Raw genomic sequence first — 15,051 nt, 5'->3', positions numbered from 1 at the left:
GTGAAAGCTCCAGGACTCGGGTGCGGCTTCAGCTGCGGGAGAACATCGTGAGCATGCGGCGGGTCACCGCGAAGCCGCCGAAGATGTTGATGCTGGCCAGCAGGATCGCGGCGCATGACAGCCCGGTGATCAGGGCTCGGTTCGACGTTTCGCCATGACCGATTTGCAGCAACGCGCCGACCACGATGATCCCGGAGATCGCGTTGGTCACCGACATCAGCGGTGTGTGCAGCGCGTGGTGCACGTGACCGATCACGTAGTAGCCGATCACGATCGCCAACGCGAACACCGTCAGGTGACCTAGCAGCGCCGGCGGGGCCAGAGCAACGACCAGGAACAGCACTGCCCCGATGGCCGTCACCATCGCGACGCGGCGCGACGTCGGCACGGGCTGCTTCGCCTGCGACTCCATTGACTTTTCCGCCGCAGCTGCCGCGGCCGGCGCCGCCGAGACCTGCACGGGCGGTGGCGGCCAGGTAAGTTCGCCGTCCCGGACCACGGTTATCGACCGTTGCACCACGTCGTCGAAGTCGAGCACGAGCTGGCCGTCCTTGCCGGGCGTGAGCAGCTTCATCAGGTTGACGAGGTTGGTGCCGTACAGCTGCGACGCCTGGGTGGGCAGGCGAGCGGGGAGGTCGGTGTAGCCCAGGATCGTCACGCCGTTCTCGGTGACGACCGCCTCGCCGGGGATCGTGCCCTCCGCGTTCCCGCCGTTCGACGCCGCCATGTCGACGATGACGCTTCCCGGCTTCATGCTCGCCACCATCTCCTTGGTGAGGAGCACCGGTGCCGGCTTCCCTGGGATCAACGCCGTGGTGATGATGATGTCCACGTCCTTGCACTGCTCTGCGTACAGGGCAGCCGCCCGGGCGTTGTAGTCCTCCGACATCTCCTTGGCGTAACCGGTGGCCGAGACCTCCACGTCCGGCGCCTTCACCGCGAGGTACTCCCCGCCCAGCGAACGCACCTGGTCGGCCACCTCTGGGCGGGGATCGGTGGCGCGGACGACGGCGCCCAAGCTGCCGGCGGCGCCGATCGCCGCCAGCCCCGCGACACCCGCACCCGCCACCAGCACCTTCGCCGGTGGCACCTTGCCGGCAGCGGTCACCTGACCGGTGAAGAACCGAGCGAAGACGTGTGCTGCCTCCACCACAGCTCGGTACCCCGCGATGTTCGCCATCGAGGACAGCACGTCCAGCGACTGCGCTCGGGAGATTCGCGGTACCGCATCCATCGCCAGCGCGGTGATCGGACGACGCGCCAGCTCCTCCACCAGCGCGGGGTTCAACGCCGGAGCCAGCAGGCTGACCCACGTCGCTCCCGGGCGGAGCGCGTCAAGCAGCTCCACCGACGGCGCGTTCACACCGAACACGACGTCCGCGGCGAGCGGATTCCCCAGTGACGCGCCGACGGAGACGTAGGCCTCGTCTGGGAAGCTCGACGACTCCCCAGCGGCAGGTTCCACCACCACCTGATAACCCAGCTTCAACAGCTGGGCCACGGTTGTGGGGGTTGCGGCCACCCGGGTCTCTCCACGCCTCGTCTCGTTGACAACGCCGACAAGCACATGCATCTCCTTCGTCGCCAGAACGCCGCCAGGCGTCGGACCCCTCCGTCTTGACGGTCAGGCGCTGCCGATTCTCCGGCGCCCTTGCAGGATGACCGCGACTCCCATGATCTCGATCATCGCTCCGGTCTGCCAGAGGGCAGTGCAATCGATCACGGCCATCGCGGTGACGCGCAGGGCAGGTCAGCCATGGCGATGGCCAGCCGTGCCCCGGGCTGGCCTGTGCCGCGCAGGTGAGGGCTTCGCCCACCTCGTGATTCAGACCGGTACCCGCCGTGCAGCCGGCCACCGCGGCGCCGCAGGCCAGCGCCGTGCTGACCACGTCAGGGTCCCGGCCTGCGACGATGACGGCCATGGCACGGTGGGCCCCATGCTGGTCGGCCGACCGTAGAGCTCGGAGCGGCCATGTCATATGTCGGTGATCCGGATCCCTGCGTGCGCCTTGTACCGGCGGTTCACGCTGATGAGATTGGCGGTGAGTGCCTCGACCTGGTTTGCGTTGCGCAGCCGGCCCCCGTACACGCCTCGTACGCCGGGGATGCAGCTGGCGAGATCCCGCACCATGTCGGCCGCCTCCCGCACGTCTGCCAGCACAGAACGTCGGTGTCGACCGAGGCGGTCTCGGGGTCGTCGAGCATGACTGCGCTCACGTTGTGGAACGCACCGACCACGGTGCTCTTCGGCAGCAGCGCCTGCGCCTGTTGGGCCGCCGATCCCGCCTCAACCACAAGCGCGTAGGCACCCTGCTTGTCGAAGCCGAGCGGGTTGACGCAGTCGACCACCACCTTGCCAGCCAGGCTGGTCGCCAGCCCTTTCAGCAGGTCCGCATGCTGTACCGCTCGGAAAATCGGTCAGAGCTACGCCACCTGGGAGTATTCGTTAATTAGCCCGTTGAGGGTCTTCCTACGGCGCACTCGTGCGGCCGTCAGGTCGGCGACCGGTCGTGGCGCTATGTCGGTGGGGTTGGGCGGTTGTTGGCCCCGGGCTTGGTGCGGCCGGTGGTCGTTGTAGTGAGCCACGTACTCCCCGAGGGTGGCGAGGAGGTGCCGCCTGTTGTAGATCAGCATCCGGTCGAGGCACTCACGGCGGACCGTACGCACCCACCGCTCCGCGTACGCGTTCGCCCGAGGCGCCCGGGGCGGAGTTCGCAGGATCCTCGGCCCGGTCCGCCGGTCGCAGAGCGTCGCCGTGGACGACTACTGACCAGCCGCCCAGATGTCCTTCCACTTCTTCTGACCGTTGCCGCCGCAGCTACGGCCCTCCGGCGCTCGCCAGGTTGTCCGGGTCGAGCGAGCCCGTGTACACCAGATCGGCGCCTGCCGCGATCGCGCCGGTGGCGCCTGCGCCGTCCGTGATGCCCCGCCCACCGGATTGCAACGCGACCTGGCCGCAGTAACCGCCGGACTCACCCTGCCCGGGAAGCTCCGGAGCCGTCGAAGGGCAGACCAACCGCATCAAAATGGTCAGACGCCAGATCGGTCGCGCCAAGTTCGACCTACTCCGCCGCCGTGTCCTGTCACCCGCCGTAGCCGTCACGCCGAGTCACTGGCTCACGGAATCCGAGCCAGAGCCACTTCGTTTTGGCCGCTGACATCGCTGGCGTCAACGCCGAGCCCCGGTGGGGCGACCTACGGGCAAGCCTTGACTCCGACCCCTCGATTGGCGTATATCGGCACCGAGCCGGGAAGCAGGAAAAACCGGTCACTATCAACCCTGCTTGAAGGGCTGACACGGCCCCACTCCTTCAGGGATGACCAGATGAATGGCTTGAATTTGCAGGATTTAACCACTACGGCGATTCGCCTGACGGGTTGCACAAGTCGGGTCTACCTACTATGAATAGCGTAGCCAGAACAAGACGCGGGTGGCTGGCGCCCCGGACGGACGGTGGGCATGAAGTCTTTGCAGATCGGCGATCTCGCCGTCAATCTGGCCGTCTCGGCGCTCGCGATCGCCTGCCTGATGGCGTGCTGTCTGGTGCTGTCGCTGTGGCGTCGCGACTGGTCGCTGATCGACGTCGTGTGGGGGACCGGGTTCGTCGTGGTGGCCGCGGTGTCGGTCGGGTTGTCCGGTTCGGCCGGTGACCCGACCCGCCGCTGGCTCATGCTCGCCGTGACGAGCGTCTGGGGCCTGCGGCTCGCGGCCCATCTGTTCCTGCGCAGCCGGGGGCATGGTGAGGACCCGCGCTACACCGCGCTGATGCGCCGCCGCGAGGGGGCGCTCATCCCATACGTCGTTCGAACCATCTTCTGGCCGCAGGGCCGCGTGATGTGGTTCGTGTCGATCCCGATCCAGCTCGCGATGTACCAAGGCTCCGGGATGAACATCGTGGGCTGGTGCGGCGTCGTGCTCGCGGTGTTCGGCATCGTCTTCGAGTCCGTTGGTGACCTGCAACTCACGCGGTTCAAGGGGGATCCCGACAACGCCGGCAGGGTCATGGATCGCGGGTTGTGGAGCTGGACCCGTCATCCGAACTACTTCGGTGACAGCTGTGTCATGTTCGGCTTGTGGGCCATCGCGTGCGGACACTGGATCGGCGTCTTGGCCGTCGTCTGCCCTGCCTACATGACGCACCGACTCATCAACCGCAACGGCAAGGCACTGTTGGAACGGCGGATGGCGCGCCGCCGCGGCGAGGAGTATGCCGCGTACGTCGCCCGCACCAGTGGCTTCTTCCCGCTGCCGCCTCGGCGCCGGCCGGCGGACCAGCAGATAGCTCGACAGGAAAGGTAGGAGCACGCATGGGTGCACAGATCCAGGGCTCAGTGGCGATCGTAACGGGAGCGAATCGCGGCATCGGCCTTGCCTTCGTCGAAGAGCTCCTCCGTCGTGGGGCGTCGAAGGTCTACGCCGGAGTCCGTGAAACCGAATCGGTCGGTCGCGTGCTGAACGACGCCGCCGTCGTCCCGGTACGGCTCGACGTGACCGACGCCGACGTCGTGGCGCAGTGCGCCGAGCAGTGCGGCGACGTCGACATCGTCGTCAACAACGCGGGGTTCCATGCGCGCGACCGGTTGGTCCTGTGCAGCGATCCCCAGGCCGCGCATCGCGAGATGATGGTCAACTACTTCGGCGTCCTCAACATGACTCGGGCCTTCGCGCCGGTGCTCGCGCGTCAGGGCGGCGGGGCGATCGTCAACGTCCTGTCGATCGCCGGCGCCGTTCCCACTGCGTTCATGGGCGGGTACTCGCCGGCGAAGGCTGCCGCGCTGTTCCTGAGCACGATCGCGCGTGCCGAGCTGGAGCCGCAGGGCACGAGCGTCACGGCGCTGATCGTGGGGTCCGTCGACACGCGGATGGCCGATCACGTCGAGGGGTCGAAGGAGGCGCCTGCCGACATCGCTGCGGCAGGACTGCGAGCGATGGAGCGCGGGGAACGGACGTTTGACACGGACGCTCGGGCGATCCGCGCACGCGCTCGCTACGCGCTCGACCCCGCACGGTACGAGCGCAGTCAGGCCAAGGCGTTGCAGGTCACGACCCTCCGCACGACCTGAGCGGAGGACCGAGCCCGTCCCGCAACCTTACGCTCGGGGGTGAGCACGGCGATCCACTCGACCGAGGTCGCCGCCAGCTACGTCTGGCAGGCGAACCGACCTGCTGCGCGTGACCTGCCCGTGATCGGCGGCTTCCGGCGAGTGGTCGTACTGAGCTCAGTGGCGGGCGCGACCCATGTGTCGGAGTCCGGTCGCTGAACGTGGATTGCTGCGTTGTCTCGACGACGGTCGGCACCCCCTTGGTCGTTGTGCTGAGCACGTCTCCGATGGCTATGGATCGGCGGCGGACGCCGGCGTTGACGGATTGGCTTGTGTGTCAGCGGGCGCTGGTAGCCACACTGGGCATCTCTCCCCGTTCGTCTTTATCTCAGCGGTGCGGGACTTCTTCGACGGGCTCGTGGGCGGGGGCATCACGGACGGCGCAGACGTCGCCGGCGCGATCGCGGCGGGCGCCGATCTGGTGTACATGGGCACGCGCTTCTGGCGGCCACAGAAAGCATGGCTCCCGACGCGTACAAGCAGATGGTCGTCGACCACGGTCCGGACGACCTCGCCGTCAGCTCCGGGATCACCGGCACGGATGCGTTCGGCTACGGCCGAGCCTGATCGCGAACGGGCTCGACCCGGGCAACCTGACCAGCGCCGGAGGGCCAAAGCTGCGGCGGCATCGGTCAGAAGAAGGGGAAGGACATCTGGGCGGCTGGTCAGGGCCTGCAGATGATCGTCTCGGTCGATCCGGTGGCCACGGTGGTCGATCGGCTCGACAGGGAGTAGTCAGCCGGCGGTCGAGCGTCGGACGTCGTTGTCGCGCTGATCGTCCCGCCGGATCAGGGCTGCGGGTCGACCACCGTCACCGGATTCAGCGCGAAGATCGAGGGCTCCACAACCCCGGGCGCGGCATCGACGACGGTCGGAATCGACTGCATGACGATCCCGGCGACGATGTACTGCGAGGCCGTCGTCCTGCGCGTGCTGTCGACGGGGTTGTGCAGGTCGATCGACATGCTGACCTCGGGGCGGCCCGTCATGCGCAGGCTCCAGTGCGGCCGACCGACGTAGCGGTCGATGCTGCTGTCCATCGCCCAGACAATCTCGAGGGTGATCCGGCGCTTGCCCTTGGCGACGACGTGCCACCGCCACTCGGTCGCAGCAATCGTTCCGGTCGGGATGATGCCGGCTCGGATCGCCAGGTCGTGGTCGGTGACCTCGAAGTGGTGGTCGTCTTCGATCGTGTAGTCGGCGATCCCGAGCCGGTCGGCCATGAAGGCGAGGGTCTCGGAGTACAGGGACCGGTACAGCGCCGGCAGCGGGCCGTCGCGAAGATCTGTGACCGTCGGATCGGTCCCCATCCCCATCACCGTGAAGACGAAGTCGGGGCTTGGCATGCCGCTGGCGTCGACGAACTCGCTCACCGAGATCGCGTCGAGGTCCAGGCTTGTGCTGGCCAGGGTCATCGCGATGCGCTCGCCGATGACGCCGGGACTCACGCCCACACCGAAGAGACTGCTCCGGCCGGCCTCGCAGGCTTCCTGGAACATCTGCACGCGTGCCTCGCCGTGCGTCCGTGGGTAGTGGTGACCCGCGGTCGTGATGACATTCTTGCCACTTCGCAGCAGCCGGCATATGTCGTCGTCGTGGAGTTCGTAGGGGACCTGGAGGCGCGGAGTGTGGATCACGACGTCGGCGTCGAGGTCGAGCACCTCCTCGATCTCTCGAGTAGCGACGACTCCGGTGGGCTCGCGGCGAGCGATGTCGCCGGCGTCCCTGCCAACCTTCTGGTCGCCGTACACGTAGAGGCCCACGAGCTCGTGGTCCGGCGAGTCGAGGACGGCGCGCAGGCAGGTCCTCCCAAGCGATCCGGTTGCCCACTGAACGACACGGTAAGCCATGGGATCATGCTACAGGTACCGAAGCCAGATGCGTCGGGTTGATGCTGAACGCCAGGACGCGGGTCGGCGAGCCGACCGGCCGCTGCGATGGCCAGTGCAGCGTGTGGTAGACAATCGCCATAGACTCTGTTTCGCGCGTCCGTCGTTGTCGACGACTGCTTCGCTTTGCGGAGTTCATCAGCTGCACGGTGCAGATCGCCGGTCGCCTCGGGGCGCGCCTGATCGTGAACGCCTCCGGCTTCACTCGATGCGACTTCCTGCGGAGGCTCGGCGCCGACGTGGTGCTGGACTGACAGGGAGATCTGGGGCGCAGCTGGCCGAGCCGGTTTCCGACGGCGTGCGCGTCCACCTGGTATTCCATCACCGACCATTCGAACTCCGAGAGGGACTTCAGCAGCTGGTCAGGACTGCGGACGGGGTCGATCCGCTGGTCTCGGAGACCACCGTGGCCGACGGGCTTGCGCGGCTGCCGAGGCCTTCTGCGGACTGTTCCGCGGTGGCTCGCTCGGTCGTGGGATCGTCGATGCTCGTTCGGATCGCAGCCGCCGGATCGTCGCCGCTGAGTATGCTCGCGCCGGCAAGCCCCCGACGACAGGATGTGCAGATGGACATCGCTAGGACCGAGGCGGGATCCGAGGAGTCGCCGCCCGTCGCCAGCCTGACGGCCCGCGCGCTGGCGCTCCTCGGTGATCACTGGACGCTGTACATCCTGCAGCGGGTCTTTCTCGGTGAGCGCCGGTACCAGGACATCCATGATTCCATCAACGCCTCCGACTCGATCCTGAGTAACCGGTTGAAGACGCTGACCGAGGGTGGGCTGCTGGCCAAGACGCCCTACAAGGACGGTCGGGTCCGGTACGAGTACCGCCTGACGACCACGGGCAAGGCGACGTGGCGGATCTTCGTCGCGGCGCACAGCTGGGAGAACAGCTGGCTCGACCCGATCGACGGTCTGCGGCCCGTCCTGATCCACTCGCAATGTGGGCACCTGGCCCACCCGCAGCTGATCTGCGGGAAGTGCGACCTGCCCGTGACGGCCCGGGACACGTCGGTGACGCGCTCGGGTGCCACGCTGAGCTACGCCTCGGCTCTGCCGCGCCGCCATCGCCAGAACCGAACGCTGGCGCTCGATGGGAGCGATCCCTACGCGTTTCGCACCGAGACGATGGAAATTCTCGGCGATCGGTGGAACACGGCCCTTGCGTCCGCCGCTCACATCGGTATCCGGCGGTTCAGTGACTTCGAGCGATTCCTGGGCATTCCGCCGACCGTGCTGTCCGCGCGCCTGTCGCGATTCGTCGAGCTCAACATCTTGCGCGTGCAGGAGCTGGCGGGCAGCAATCGCCGCAGCGACTACCGGCTCACAGACAAGGGACGCGACCTCGCCGCGATTCTGATCCAGATCGTCCGCTGGGCCGACGAGAACCTGCGGACCGGCGAGCCAGCCTCGATCGAGATCTCTCACGATGCGTGCGGCCGCAAGCTGTTGCCGGAGTACCGCTGTACCCATTGCGAGCAACGCCTGCGACGCCGCGAAGCGCGGTTCGAGCTCCGCGAGTGCCGGTCGTCCTAACTGCCCCGGCTTCGCAGCTCATGATGTTTTCAGGCGTGCATCCCAGCACGCTGGCGAGCGCCGCTCGTGGCGTGAACGCAGAAGCGCGCGGGAGGCTGGCCCACTTTCCTGACGTGAAGCGAATCCTGCGCATCCACGCCCGCGGAACCCCGCCATCCCTTGCGGACGGAACTGGGGCCGTGCTGCTGGCAACAGTCGCCGATCAGCTCGCGGTGCCCGCGCCCGCCCGGGTCGTGTCGGCTGCGACCCCCGGAGCCAGCCCGTTGCCGGACAGGGCTGGGAGTGGGATAACGACGCAGAACATGGCGGGGCGCTACCGGCATTGAAGACCAGACTTGCGCCGTCTGCTGCCATGGACCCCTCCCGGGCAGGGCAGAGGTTCGAGCTCGCCGGCGTCGACTTCGAGCTCGTGTCAGCCGGCAAGACCGAGCCGCCGGCGCATCGGGGGTGACGCGCAGACGTTCGAGGTGGTCGTCGACGCCCCCCTGGGCCGACCAGGACCAGCTGGGTCAGTGAAGCACACCTGGTGCCCGTCCGGCTGCCGGCCGAGGCGCTGATCCGCTGGAGGAAGCGCTGGCGGCGAGTCCGACCTTCGCCGATCCGCGAGTCGTCGTCTCGCTCGCGGTGAGCGTGCTCTACATACCGGTGCCCCGGTCACGATTCGCGTGCAGGTCGGTCGGATTCGCACGACCTCGCTCGCCCAGGCTACGCGGTTGAAGCAGCGAGGCCAGATCGCGGTCACCGCGAGGACCGCCCTGGTGAACCCTGGTTCGGACGGTTCGGCCCGCGTTCAGGGGTCCTGAACGGGACTATCTGTCCTGTTCGCGGCTGCCCTGAGGTCACGACTTCGCAACTTGTAGTATCAGAGCGGTTAACTAGGACTCGCTCCGTCAGGTCTGACTCGTATCAGAGGAATTACAGCGAGCTGCTTGAGCCTTTCCGGGCAGGGAAGCGACTTACTCACGGTGCAGCGACGTGGCCGATCTGAACTTCCCCGGTACGCCCGACAGGGCTCCGGCAAAGTCGTGAAGGGTGTCCGGCTTGATGTGGTTGGTGTAGACGCGCCCTTGCTGGTGGTAGCAGGGCGGGCATGACCGGTTCAGATGATCATCGAGGTTTCTACGCCTTAGTGATCGTCCGAAGTGAGCCATGCCCGCCCTGCTACCACACCACCGCCCTGCGCACCCACCCTGAACTCCTGCCCACCCTCACCACCATCAAAGATGATCTCCGGAAGTTGGCGGATCTGGGCTACGAAGGCGAGGCCGAGACCGTGATCGTGGCGTTCAAAAAACCCGCCGGCGACGGGCTCAACGACGTACGGAAGACCTTCAGTACTGCCAACTACGACCTGCGGGCTATCAGAAAACGCGCAAACTCCCTGCTCAAGACCGCTTCAAGGCCCTACGCAACATCGGCGCCTGTCCCTGGCAGATCACCACACCGAACACGAGCGCACCACCTGATCACTCAACGCTTACGAACCGTTACTCGGAAAGGCTCATTGACGCGGGCTAACTCTCTAACTCATAGTGCTTGGTACCGTGGTGAGCCTCGTCTCACTGGCACTCGACCCGTCGATGAAGGAGAACCATGATTCTGCGACGCCGCGCACGACGCGCGCCGCTCCTGGCTGCCGTCAGCGCGCTTCTCATCGTCCTTGCCGGTTGCGGTGGCGGCGGAAGCAGCGCCGAGGGCGGTGCCAACGACCCGGACGCCGTACTCCGGTACGTCTACGCCAACGCGCCCGGAACGCTCGATCCCCACGTGGTCAACTCCGGCTTCGCCAACGTGCCGCTGTTCCTCATCTTCGACCGACTCGTGCACGTCAACCCCGCGGGTGAAGCGATCCCTGGTCTGGCGACGTCGTGGTCGTTCTCCGCTGACGGCAAGGAGGTGACGTTCAAGCTGCGCGACAAGGTGAAGTTCCAGGACGGCGCCGACTTCGACGCCGAGGCGGTCAAGGCGAACATCGAGCACGGCAAGACGGTCGAGGGCTCATTCGTCAAAGCGGACCTCGCAAGCATCGACAACGTCGGAGTAGTCGACCGTCTCACGGCGAAGTTCGTGCTGAGCAAGCCGGACGTCGGTATCGTCCTCAAGCTCAGCGACCGGGCAGGCGCCATGATGAGCCCGAAGAGCATCGCGGCCGGCGACGCGGGGACCAAGCCGGTGGGTACGGGCATGTTCGAGCTCGACGGAGCGTACAAGGTCGGGGCCGAGCTCAAGGTCAAGAAGTTCAACGGCTACTGGGAACCGGACGCGCAGAAGCTCGCGGGAGTCGTCATGGTCTTCATGTCCGACACGAACGCTGCGCTCAACGCCATCAAGAGCGGAGGTGCCCACGCCGGGCAGATCCGCGAGGCCGAGATCGATCCGGCCAAGAGGGCCGGGCTAAACGTGCTCGAGGGCTACGACCTGGGCTTCCAGAACATCATCCTGAACCCAGACAACGTCCCGGCGCTCAGGGACGAGAAGGTCCGACTCGCACTGAACCTCGCGATCAACCGACAGGAGATCGTCGACGGTCTGCTGTTCGGCTACGGCAAGGCGACCAATCAGCCGTTCCCCGAAGGCTACTTCGCGCACAGCAACAACGCGCCCCAGTACCAGCACGACCCGGACAGGGCCAAGAAGCTGCTGGCGGAGGCCGGTTACCCCGACGGCTTCGAGATGGAGCTGACGAACGCGCCGGGGCCGTCGGCCCGGATCAGCGAGGTGCTCGCCGATCAGTTCAAAAAGGTCGGCGTGCGGACGAAGTTGAACCAGATCGAGTCGTCGGCTCTCGGTCAGCAGTTGTCCGTCGACAAGACGACCCAGGCGGTCAACGTCCGGTGGACCGGCCGCAACGACCCGACCGCAACGTTGGCGCTGCTCTACATGCCGAAGGGCCCTCAGAACCCGAGCAACATGGCCACGGACCGCGCGATCGAGCTGTTCGAGGCGCAAAAGGCCGAGAGCGACCCCGGCAAGCGGGCAAAGCTGCTTGCTGAGCTCGCCGACGAGTTCGTCGAGCACCCGCCGGCCAGCCAGATCGTCCTGTTCCAGTCGGTGAGTGCAATCGCGAGCAGCAAGAAGGTCGTTGGGCTGCAGGAGTGGAAGACCGGGAAGGTCGAGTTCCGCGGCGTGGGCATTACGAAGTAGCCCGCGAGGACGCCAACATGCGGCCGGGTCGGACCCACGCCACCGTGCGCGGGTCCGATCCGGCGTTCGTCGGACGAGGATTCGAGAGCATCAGGAGAACACCAGTGGACCCACGCATCACCGCCGCCGTCGACCGGATGGAAATCACCGAGGTCGTCAACCGTTTCATGCGGGCGTGCGATCGCGGCGACGTCGACGCCCTTCACGCCTGCTACCACCCGGACGCGGTCGAGGACCATCTCGGTAAGTTCCTGGGCAATGCGCACGAGTGGATCGACAGCATCGCCGACCGAATCACCGACCCGCGCACGCTGATGACGCACGCCGTCACGAACCACGTGATCGACCTGCGCGGTGACTCCGCCGTCTCCGAGGCCTACATCACGACGACCAACCGGCGCCTGTTGAACGGCGGCCTGTTCGACGTCCAGACCCAGTCGCGTTGCATCGATCTGTTCGAGCGCCGTGGAGGCGAGTGGCGCATCGCCCGTCGTCAGCTCGTGATGGAGTGGTGCAGAGAGTACCCCTCCAGCGAGACCTGGGGGCACGGCGCGGTCTACCCCGACGTAGCGGCGATCCCACGTGGTGCGAAGTACCCGGACGACGTGGTCTACAAGGTGCTGGCCGACCTCTGAGGGGCCTGCCGATCCGTGACCACCGCGCCGCACCGAGGTGCGGCGCGGTGGTGTCACCAGGTGGATCGCAGCCGAACCTTGTCGACTTTCTGGCTCGCGTTCAGGGGCAGTTCGTCCAGGAAGCGAACCTGAGTGGGCTTCTTGTACGACGCCAGGTGCTCCCGCGCCCAGCTGATGACCGAGTCCTCGGTCACGTGCCCATCCCGTCGCACGACGGCCGCGACGACGGTCTCGTCCCACCGGGGGTGCGGGACCCCGAAGACTGCGGCCGCGCGGACTCCTGGCATCTGGTTCAGGATCCGTTCGACCTCAGCAGGGAAGACGTTCATGCCACCGCTGACGATCATGTCCTTCGCGCGATCGGTCACGTACACGTAGCCCGCCCGGTCGACGTGTCCGACGTCGCCGGTGCGGAACCATCCGTCGCTGAGAGCCTGCTCAGTGAGCGAGTCGTCGTGGAAGTAGCCGGCGAACAAGGTGTCCGAACGAACCGCGAGCTCACCGGTGCTGCCGATGTCGAGATGTCGCCCGCTCGCGTCGAGCACGGCCACCTCCGCGATGTGGCTCGGACGGCCGGACGACGAGAAGACATCGTCCGCTCGGCAGGTGTCGCTCCAGTCCTCGGGCACGGTCCGGGTGACGGGGGCGCCCGTCTCGGTCATCCCGTACGCCTCGACGAAGCCAGGACCGACCAGCTCGACGAGCGCTCGTCGCCAGTGGGGTTCCATTCTCGACCCGGAGTGGATGACGGTCGACAGCGTGCGGAGCACCTCGGGGCGAGCACGCACTGCGTCGACGAATCCTTCCGACAGCGGTGAGGGGACCGACGTCATCTGGCTGCCCTCGCGGACCATCCGGTCGACCCAGGCGTCGGGTGCGGCGTGGTTCATGAACGAGAGCTCTCCGCCGAGGTACAGGTGGGGCAGCATCACCCCCCAGATGCCGGACACGAAAGAAAAGGTGCCGGTGACGGCGCAGCGGTTGCGCGGGCCGATTCCCCAGTGGACCGGCATGTGGCGGATGATCCGCAGCAGGTTCTGCTGCGTGTGCACGACACCCTTTGGCAAGCCGGTGGTGCCGCTGGTGAAACCAATGAACGCCACGTCGTCGGGCTGCCGCTCGACGAAGGGGGGAACGGTGGATCCCTGGGATACCAGGTCGTGGTAGCGGACAGCGCCTGGCAGCGGTTCGTCCCCGATCGTGACGATCAGTGGGCCGTCGTGCCCACCGAGGCCCGCCACGGCCGAGACCACGTCGAGTCGTCCGTCGGTGTGGACGAACGCACGCGGGGTGGCACGCTCGAGGATCGCTGTGACCTCGGGTGGTTGCAGGCGATCGTTAACGTGCACGGGAACGAAGCCGCCGAAGAACACCCCGACGTAGGCCTCGAGAGCCTCGACCCGGTCCTCGACCATCAGGCACACGCGCTCCCCGGGTGCGAGGCCGGCCGCGGTGAGCGCGTGCGCGAAGCGCGACGCGTTGTCGAGGAGCTCGCGGTGCGTCCGTACGTGGCCGTGACTGCGGATCGCGACGCGGTCTCCGGCGCGGGCTATGGACGCCGCCAGCAGTGATCCCACCGTCTCCGTGGACGCCATCGCTCTCGTGGTCATCGTGCCCCGCTCTCGGTGATGTCGCCGTGGATGAGGCGAACCTCAGTGCCACACAGGGTGAAGGCCCGCTCCGCGGCGGACGGGTCGGTCAGCCGAAGGTCGAACGCGCGGATGCCGGAGACCTCACCGCGGTGGAACCGCAGCTCGCGGTGATCGAACCGGAGAAGCTCTCCTCCGTCGTGACCGGCGATGCCCAACACCTCGGCCAGCAGGCCGGCCGAGCGTTGGGGATCGGGCACCACGCAGTCCACGGCGAGCAACTCGGCGGCGACCCCTTGACCCTCCGCCGGAGGCCAGTGCCAGGTGTTCAGGTCCGGCATTTGATCGATCTCGACGAGGATGCCGATGTCGCCGGCGTGCAGCTGCAGGACGCGGCTCTCGCCGAACCTCCCGTCGAACGTCACCCGCACGCCAGCGCGGGCGCAACGCGACACGATGCCTTCGGCGTCCTCCGTCTGGATCACGACCAGGTACCCGGCATCGCCGTCGTTGCGCTCGAGCCAGCGGTGGACCCTCGAGATCGGCATCAGGGGCTGGAGCAGTTGGACGGGCGTGTCGCCGATCGGCAGGATCTCGTCGATCAAGCCGAGATCGGCGATGTAAGGGTCGTGGAGATTGCTCCGCGATGCCAGGATCGCTTCGGCCCGGGCGGCTTCGGCGGCGATGTCACGGCCGGCCAGGACCACCATGCGGAGCACGGAACGGTGGGGGGGGCCGATAGGCTCGGTCACGGTGAACTCCTCGATGCAGACGCGTGTCATCAGGGTGGTGAACGGACGTCATTACAGATGCAATTACCACATGAGGTCCGGCGCCCTGCGCCTGAAATTTCATTGACAATAATTGGCGAGGGGGCCCGAGGATGTCCTCGGCGGCCCTGGTCTCCACGAACGGTTTCGGGTCCTGGTTCCAGGCCCGGATGTCGTTCTTCAGGGCGGCAACGCTTTTGGCGGCGCTGCGGATCATCTGATCGGCCAGGAATCCGAGCCGGCGTTCAACGTGATTGACCCACGAACTGCCGGTCGGGGTGACGTGCATGTGGAAGCGGGGATGGCGCGCCAGCACCGCAACGCCAACGTCTGAGCCGACTTTGCCCGCCGCGACCAACTCAGCAACGTCTCCCTCTCGATATTACT

Annotated in this window: 12 protein-coding genes and 1 pseudogene; 6 read left to right on the top strand and 7 right to left on the bottom strand. The window is 66.8% G+C overall.

The window, feature by feature from the left end:
- Positions 1-28: 28 nt before the first annotated feature.
- The 4 genes and pseudogenes from OG811_RS24080 to OG811_RS24065 all read right to left on the bottom strand — a co-directional run bounded on the left by OG811_RS24080 (position 29) and on the right by OG811_RS24065 (position 3,055).
- Positions 29-1,573 (bottom strand): Re/Si-specific NAD(P)(+) transhydrogenase subunit alpha, encoded by a 1,545-nt coding sequence (locus tag OG811_RS24080; RefSeq protein WP_406068876.1) that lies wholly within the window; start codon positions 1,571-1,573, stop codon positions 29-31.
- A gap of 402 nt (positions 1,574-1,975) precedes the next feature.
- Positions 1,976-2,397 (bottom strand): annotated as a pseudogene (locus tag OG811_RS24075) (NADPH-dependent F420 reductase); the annotation flags it as partial.
- Between the two features lie 27 nt (positions 2,398-2,424).
- Positions 2,425-2,718 (bottom strand): integrase core domain-containing protein, encoded by a 294-nt coding sequence (locus OG811_RS24070; protein WP_406075890.1) that lies wholly within the window; start codon positions 2,716-2,718, stop codon positions 2,425-2,427.
- 100 nt (positions 2,719-2,818) lie between these two features.
- Entirely contained in the window at positions 2,819-3,055 is a 237-nt protein-coding gene (locus tag OG811_RS24065) for a hypothetical protein (protein ID WP_406068875.1), read from the bottom strand.
- Positions 3,056-3,460: 405 nt separating this feature from the next.
- On the opposite strand from OG811_RS24065, the gene OG811_RS24060 reads away from it, so the two are divergent.
- From OG811_RS24060 to OG811_RS24050, 3 genes are read left to right on the top strand one after another with little or no spacing between them, the layout of a single operon-like run.
- On the top strand, positions 3,461-4,300 hold the full coding sequence (locus tag OG811_RS24060; RefSeq protein WP_406068873.1) for a DUF1295 domain-containing protein: 840 nt from the start codon (positions 3,461-3,463) through the stop codon (positions 4,298-4,300).
- Between the two features lie 8 nt (positions 4,301-4,308).
- Positions 4,309-5,064, top strand: coding sequence for an SDR family oxidoreductase (locus OG811_RS24055; protein WP_406068872.1), 756 nt, complete (start codon positions 4,309-4,311; stop codon positions 5,062-5,064).
- Between the two features lie 39 nt (positions 5,065-5,103).
- Positions 5,104-5,262 carry a hypothetical protein gene (locus tag OG811_RS24050; protein WP_406068870.1) on the top strand — a complete coding sequence of 53 codons (159 nt, stop codon included), beginning with the start codon at positions 5,104-5,106 and terminating at the stop codon, positions 5,260-5,262.
- Between the two features lie 629 nt (positions 5,263-5,891).
- Here OG811_RS24050 and OG811_RS24045 read toward each other — a convergent pair.
- Entirely contained in the window at positions 5,892-6,953 is a 1,062-nt protein-coding gene (locus tag OG811_RS24045; protein ID WP_406068869.1) for a hypothetical protein, read from the bottom strand.
- A 523-nt stretch (positions 6,954-7,476) separates the two neighbouring features.
- On the opposite strand from OG811_RS24045, the gene OG811_RS24040 reads away from it, so the two are divergent.
- From OG811_RS24040 to OG811_RS24030, 3 genes are all read left to right on the top strand, one after another.
- A complete protein-coding gene (locus tag OG811_RS24040; RefSeq protein ID WP_406068867.1) occupies positions 7,477-8,526 on the top strand; it encodes a winged helix-turn-helix transcriptional regulator in 1,050 nt (349 codons plus the stop codon).
- Positions 8,527-10,119: 1,593 nt separating this feature from the next.
- Positions 10,120-11,670, top strand: coding sequence for an ABC transporter substrate-binding protein (locus OG811_RS24035; RefSeq protein ID WP_406068866.1), 1,551 nt, complete (start codon positions 10,120-10,122; stop codon positions 11,668-11,670).
- Between the two features lie 137 nt (positions 11,671-11,807).
- Positions 11,808-12,305 (top strand): nuclear transport factor 2 family protein, encoded by a 498-nt coding sequence (locus tag OG811_RS24030; protein WP_406068865.1) that lies wholly within the window; start codon positions 11,808-11,810, stop codon positions 12,303-12,305.
- A 53-nt stretch (positions 12,306-12,358) separates the two neighbouring features.
- On the opposite strand, the gene OG811_RS24025 is transcribed toward OG811_RS24030, so the two are convergent.
- Together OG811_RS24025 and OG811_RS24020 are read right to left on the bottom strand one after the other, a co-directional pair.
- The gene (locus OG811_RS24025) at positions 12,359-13,915 is read right to left on the bottom strand and encodes a class I adenylate-forming enzyme family protein (RefSeq protein WP_406068863.1); all 1,557 of its coding nucleotides are present in this window, start codon (positions 13,913-13,915) and stop codon (positions 12,359-12,361) included.
- A complete protein-coding gene (locus OG811_RS24020; protein ID WP_406068861.1) occupies positions 13,912-14,646 on the bottom strand; it encodes a hypothetical protein in 735 nt (244 codons plus the stop codon). The genes OG811_RS24025 and OG811_RS24020 overlap by 4 nt, the downstream gene beginning before the upstream one ends.
- Positions 14,647-15,051 lie beyond the last annotated feature (405 nt).

Origin of the sequence: Micromonospora sp. NBC_01638, from assembly GCF_045209745.1 — a bacterium.
Lineage (GTDB): Bacteria > Actinomycetota > Actinomycetes > Mycobacteriales > Micromonosporaceae > Micromonospora.
The sequence above is the reverse complement of the archived record's forward strand: the minus strand, read 5'-3'. Positions and strand labels throughout refer to the sequence as shown.

Coding starts and splice junctions, on each gene's coding strand:
- OG811_RS24080 (WP_406068876.1), bottom strand. CDS start 1,573: ATGCATGTGCTTGTCGGCGTTGTCAACGAGACGAGGCGTGGAGAGACC.
- OG811_RS24060 (WP_406068873.1), top strand. CDS start 3,461: ATGAAGTCTTTGCAGATCGGCGATCTCGCCGTCAATCTGGCCGTCTCG.
- OG811_RS24055 (WP_406068872.1), top strand. CDS start 4,309: ATGGGTGCACAGATCCAGGGCTCAGTGGCGATCGTAACGGGAGCGAAT.
- OG811_RS24045 (WP_406068869.1), bottom strand. CDS start 6,953: ATGGCTTACCGTGTCGTTCAGTGGGCAACCGGATCGCTTGGGAGGACC.
- OG811_RS24040 (WP_406068867.1), top strand. CDS start 7,477: ATGCTCGTTCGGATCGCAGCCGCCGGATCGTCGCCGCTGAGTATGCTC.
- OG811_RS24035 (WP_406068866.1), top strand. CDS start 10,120: ATGATTCTGCGACGCCGCGCACGACGCGCGCCGCTCCTGGCTGCCGTC.
- OG811_RS24030 (WP_406068865.1), top strand. CDS start 11,808: ATGGAAATCACCGAGGTCGTCAACCGTTTCATGCGGGCGTGCGATCGC.
- OG811_RS24025 (WP_406068863.1), bottom strand. CDS start 13,915: ATGACCACGAGAGCGATGGCGTCCACGGAGACGGTGGGATCACTGCTG.